Source organism: Streptomyces sp. rh34 (assembly GCF_002551245.1).
Taxonomy (GTDB): domain Bacteria; phylum Actinomycetota; class Actinomycetes; order Streptomycetales; family Streptomycetaceae; genus Streptomyces.
In genome coordinates this window covers 1-5,268 of the sequence record NZ_NTGZ01000376.1, presented here as the reverse complement: position 1 = coordinate 5,268, position 5,268 = coordinate 1, and the positions used below count along the sequence as shown (strand labels likewise).

General features: G+C 68.8%; 4 protein-coding genes and 1 pseudogene. All 5 read left to right on the top strand.

Going from position 1 to position 5,268, the window contains the following annotated elements; all coding sequences use genetic code 11:
- A pseudogene (locus CR470_RS35505) lies at positions 1–195 on the top strand (ATP-binding protein); the annotation flags it as partial.
- 361 nt (positions 196–556) lie between these two features.
- Positions 557–3,793, top strand: a complete 3,237-nt coding sequence (locus CR470_RS35500; RefSeq protein WP_097871665.1) for a sensor histidine kinase — start codon at positions 557–559, stop codon at positions 3,791–3,793.
- A 10-nt stretch (positions 3,794–3,803) separates the two neighbouring features.
- On the top strand, positions 3,804–4,217 hold the full coding sequence (locus tag CR470_RS35495; protein ID WP_006127847.1) for a roadblock/LC7 domain-containing protein: 414 nt from the start codon (positions 3,804–3,806) through the stop codon (positions 4,215–4,217).
- Between the two features lie 90 nt (positions 4,218–4,307).
- Positions 4,308–4,955 (top strand): DUF742 domain-containing protein, encoded by a 648-nt coding sequence (locus CR470_RS35490; RefSeq protein WP_097871663.1) that lies wholly within the window; start codon positions 4,308–4,310, stop codon positions 4,953–4,955.
- A partial coding sequence (locus tag CR470_RS35485) for a GTP-binding protein (protein ID WP_032784264.1) occupies positions 4,936–5,268 on the top strand: 333 nt, incomplete at its 3' end. The genes CR470_RS35490 and CR470_RS35485, both read left to right, overlap by 20 nt.

The following is a 5,268-nucleotide window of genomic DNA, read 5'->3' as shown; positions in this document are numbered from 1 at the left end:
AACAGCGGGCTGCCCTTCGTCATCGCCCTCAACGGCTTCGACGGACACCAGCCCTACACCCCCGACGAAGTACGCGAGGCACTCCAGATCGGGCCCGACGCACCCATCATCACGACCGATGCCCGCCACCGGGCGGACGCCAAGAGCGGCCTGATCACGCTGGTCGAGCACGCCCTGATGGCACGCCTGAAGTAGTACTTTCACCAGGCGTAAGTCGATATCGGCATACGCAAGTTGCCGTAGTCACGCGGGGGCGGCCTGTGTCGTTTGACACGATCCGCCCCCGTGTTCATAACGTTTCGACAGAGAATTGACTCCACGCCGCCACCCGACGCATCCATTCGGTGCCACTGCGCTCACATGAGCCCCGCCTTTTGACGGGGCTCGCTCTTTATGCCCGTTTTATCTGAGGTCTGGGCCACTCGGAATCGCCCGTTCCGACTGTTTGGAACGGGACCGGTCCCCGTGCTGCAATTCGACGAACTCCCCAGTAGTACGGCCCTGAACGAATAATCCGGCACAGCGTAGGTGCCGACGCCGAGAGGTTGTTGGTCGAGTGAGGCGAAGCAACGAGGGCTCCGCGGCGCAGCCCGAGCGGGGCAACTTCACCCCGCCGTCGCGCGCTGTGGCGTCCCCTGCGGACGCGTCCGGGACGGAGTCCGCCGGTGGCGGCAGCACCAGCCGGATGTCCCCGCGCAACTGGCGTGTGGCCACCCGGCTGAACGCGATCCTCCTGATCCCGGTGCTGGTCGGCCTCGTCATGGGCGGCTTCCAGGTGAAGGGCTCCATCGACACCTGGAGCGAGGCGCAGGACGCGGAGAAGGTCGCGGTCGTCGTGCGCGCCGCGTCCGACTACGGACAGGCGCTCCTGAACGAGCGGGACCTCACCGCCGAGCCGCTGCTCTCGGGCGACCGTGACGCCGATGTGGTCGAGCAGACCCGGGCCACCACGGACGAGGCCGCACGGAAGTTCGACGTCGCGGTGGAGGGGATGCCGGCGAAGCCGGGCCTGGAGCGCCGTCTGAAGCTCTTCAAGGCCGAGGAGCCCAAGCTCCCCGAGCTGCGCAAGGCCGCCTACGCGGGGGCCCTGGACCCGGTGAAGACCGAAGAGGGTTACACCCAGGTCCAGCACTCCCTGATGCAGTTCGCCAACGAGCTCGGCCTCGGCACCGGCAACATCACCAGTTACGGCCGTACCGTCTACGCGATCGAGCTGTCCAAGGCTGCAGAATCGCTTCAGCGCTCGATCGGCATGCACCTGCTGGTGCGCCCGAGCAAGAAGCCGGGCACGTACGACGAACAGGTCAAGTCGTTCGGCTCGTACAACTACCTGGAGCAGATCGCGCTGGGCGAGTTCAACTCCGGCGGCACCCAGGCCGACGTCAACCGTCTCAAGCAGGTGATGGCCGGCAAGGCCGCCGAGGGCGCCAAGCAGCTCAAGGCGGCCAAGGAGCAGGCCGATGCCGCGGGCGAGCCCTTCGTGGAGCCTCCGAGCATCGACGGCTCGGTCTTCGACGGCATGGCCCGGGAGATCGGCAAGGGCCAGGACCCCGAGGAGCTGGCGGCGAAGGGCATCACGCCCGCGAGCTGGATGGCGGCGGCGACCGCGAAGTTCGAGGGGTACGCCACCGTCGAGGACGAGCTGGTCACCAAGGCGGTGGACGAGGCCGCGAGCATTTCCTCCGACGCCAAGACCGACGCCGTCGTCAACGGCCTCATCGTCGTCATCGCGCTGCTGGCCGCGTTCATCCTGGCCGGGCTCATGGCCCGCCAGATGAGCCGCTCCATGCGTCAGCTGCGTACCGCCGCCTTCTCCATCGCCGAACAGCGGCTGCCCTCCCTCGTCGACCAGCTCTCCCGCACCGACCCGGGCCGGGTCGACACCCGGGTGCAGCCGATCCCGATCACCACGCAGGACGAGATCGGCGAGGTCGCCCGCGCCTTCGACCAGGTGCACCGCGAGGCCGTCCGGCTCGCCGCCGAGCAGGCCATGCTGCGGGGCAACGTCAACGCGATCTTCACGAACCTCTCGCGCCGCAACCAGTCGCTCATCGAGGGCCAGCTGACCCTCATCACCGACCTGGAGAACAACGAGGCCGACCCGGACCAGCTGGAGAGCCTCTTCAAGCTGGACCACCTGGCCACCCGTATGCGCCGTAACGGCGAGAACCTCCTCGTCCTCGCGGGCGAGGAGCCCGGCCGCCGCTGGAACCAGCCGGTTCCGCTGGTGGACGTCCTGCGGGCCGCCTCCTCCGAGGTGGAGTCCTACGAGCGCATCCAGCTGACCGGTGTGCCGGAGAGCGAGATCCACGGCCAGGCCGTCACCGACCTCGTGCACCTGCTGGCCGAGCTGCTGGAGAACGCCACTACGTTCTCCTCGCCGCAGACCAAGGTCAAGGTCACCGCGACCCGGCTGCCCGACGGCCGCGTCATGGTCGAGATCCATGACAAGGGCATCGGCCTCACCGCCGAGGACTTCGCCGACATCAACCACAAGCTGGCCAACCCGCCGACCGTGGACGCCGCGGTGTCGCAGCGCATGGGCCTGTTCGTGGTCGGCCGGCTCGCCGACCGGCACGGGATCCGGGTCCAGCTGCGCCCCTCGGGCGAGCAGGCCGGGACCACGTCGCTGGTCATGCTGCCGGACGCCATCACCCACGGTGGCGGTGGCGAACCGGGCGGCGGCCAGGACGACTTCACCGTCTCCTCGATCATCCCCGAGCAGCAGCAGGCCTTCGAGCCGGCGCCGCGGCAGGCCCCGATGCGGACGGCGGCGGAGCTCGGCTTCGACGACTCGCGCTACGAGACCCCGGCGGGCCCGTCACAGCTGGACCCGGTCGGACGCTCGCTGATGCGCGAGGAGCGCAGGGCGGCCCTGGAGGCCCAGTCGGGCCCGGGAGGCCCGTTCGGGGGCAACTCCCAGGAACAGCAGGGCTACGCGCCGGAGTCGTACCAGGGCGACCCGTACGATGGGCAGCGGCGAGAGGGTTACGCCGACGATCGCTACGGCCAGGACCAGTACGGCCAGCAGCCGCAGCAGCAGCCGTACCAGGGAACGTACGAGCAGCAGCAGTACGGCGCCGAGGGCGGGTACGCGCAGCAGGATCAGCAGCCGCAGCAGCACCCGGGAGACGGTTTCCCGGAATCGGCATATGCCGATCAGCATGCCCAGCAGGGTCAGTACGCCGCCCCGTACGCGACTTCGCCGGACCAGTCCCACCAGGATGACTGGCCTGTTCAGAGCGGTTTCGGACACGCATATGAGCCGATTGCTCCCGCCGAATCGGAATCTGTTCCGAGCACGCCCGCAGAGCCTTCGGAACGCGTAGGCTTCGACCGTCCGGGGCCCACCCCGAACGTCGGCCACGAGCTGACCGAAGCCGGTCTGCCGCGCCGAGGCGGTCAGCAGCACTGGCAGCCCGGCCCCGGTGGACGCGGCAACGACCAGCCCGATCCGGCCCCGGGGCCCCAGCCGCAGCAGGAACAGCGGCAGGACCCGCAGACGGACGGGGACGGCACCGACGACTGGCGCTCGACGAACGACGAGCGCTGGGAGCGGGCCGAGAAGCTCCGTGAGCCGAAGGCAGGCGGAATCACCCCCTCCGGCCTCCCCCGGCGCGTACCCAAGGCCAACTTGGTCGAGGGCACGGCGGAGCAGACCCAGCAGGGCGGCCCCCAGGTCTCCCGCGCGCCCGAGGACGTCCGCGGCAGGTTGAGCAACCTGCGGCGAGGGGTCCAGCAAGGACGCAGCGAGGGTTCGGACACCAGTACCACCTACAACCAGGAGCGTTAGTGTGAGCCCGATGAGCCAGGCGGCGCAGAATCTCAACTGGTTGATCACCAATTTCGTGGACAACACCCCAGGGGTGTCGCACACGGTGGTGGTCTCCGCCGACGGCCTCCTGCTGGCGATGTCCGAGGGTTTCCCGCGCGACCGCGCCGACCAGTTGGCGGCCGTCGCGTCCGGTCTGACGTCGCTGACCGCGGGCGCCTCGCGGATCTTCGAGGGCGGCGCCGTGAATCAGACGGTTGTGGAGATGGAGCGTGGATTCCTCTTCATCATGTCCATTTCCGACGGATCCTCACTCGCTGTTCTGGCCCACCCGGACGCCGATATCGGTCTGGTTGGGTACGAAATGGCCCTTCTGGTGGACCGCGCGGGCAGTGTACTGACCCCGGACCTCCGCGCCGAGCTTCAGGGAAGTCTTCTTAACTAGCAGACAGACAGTGCGTTTCTCGCCACCGCGCCATAAAGTGCGGTGGCGCGGCCCCACTGGGATCGGTGACCGGCAGTCGGAGGAGGAAACGTGGCAGCACCCACAGGCGGGCACCCCTACAGCGGTGACCAGAGGATTCCGGGTGAGCACGGTGACAACCGTTTCGGCTTCCCTGCCGCACCCGGCGGGCAGGGCTCCGGCCAGTACCAGCCATACCAGGAGCCGCAGCACTCACAGCAGGAGCACGGTGCTCACGGCGCGCAGGGGTCCGAGTGGCCCCCGCAGCAGCCGGGGGCGGGGTGGCCGCAGCAGCCTCAGCGGTACGACGCGCCCCACCAGCCGCGCAGTCAGCCGGTGCAGCAGCGGCGGGCTCCCGAGCCCGCCAAGCCCGCCGTGCACAACCCGCTGGTCCGTCCGTACGCCATGACCGGTGGCCGGACCCGACCGCGTTACCAGCTCGCCATCGAGGCGCTGGTCAGCACCACGGCCGATCTGTCCCGGCTGCAAGGGCAGTTGCCCGAGCACCAGCGGATCTGCCGGCTCTGCATCGAGATCAAGTCGGTCGCCGAGATCTCGGCCCTTCTCTCGATCCCCCTCGGCGTTGCCCGGATCCTCGTCGCCGACCTGGCCGAGGCCGGACTCGTCGCTATCCATCAGCCCGGCGGCGACGAGGCCGCCGGCGGCCAGCCAGATGTGACACTGCTCGAAAGGGTGCTCAGTGGACTTCGCAAGCTCTAGCGGCGGAGCGGCCCGCTCCACTACCTCGGCGAAGATCGTGGTGGCAGGGGGCTTCGGCGTGGGTAAGACCACGTTTGTCGGTGCCGTTTCGGAGATCAATCCGCTGCGCACCGAAGCCGTGATGACGTCCGCCTCCGCGGGCATCGACGATCTGACCCACACCGGGGACAAGACCACCACGACGGTGGCCATGGACTTCGGCCGCATCACCCTGGACCAGGACCTGATCCTGTACCTCTTCGGTACACCGGGTCAGGACCGTTTCTGGTTCATGTGGGACGACCTGGTCCGCGGCGCCATCGGCGCCGTCGTC

Excerpts from the sequence above, each read along its gene's own strand:
- CR470_RS35495 (WP_006127847.1), top strand. The coding sequence starts at position 3,804 with ATGAGCCAGGCGGCGCAGAATCTCAACTGGTTGATCACCAATTTCGTG.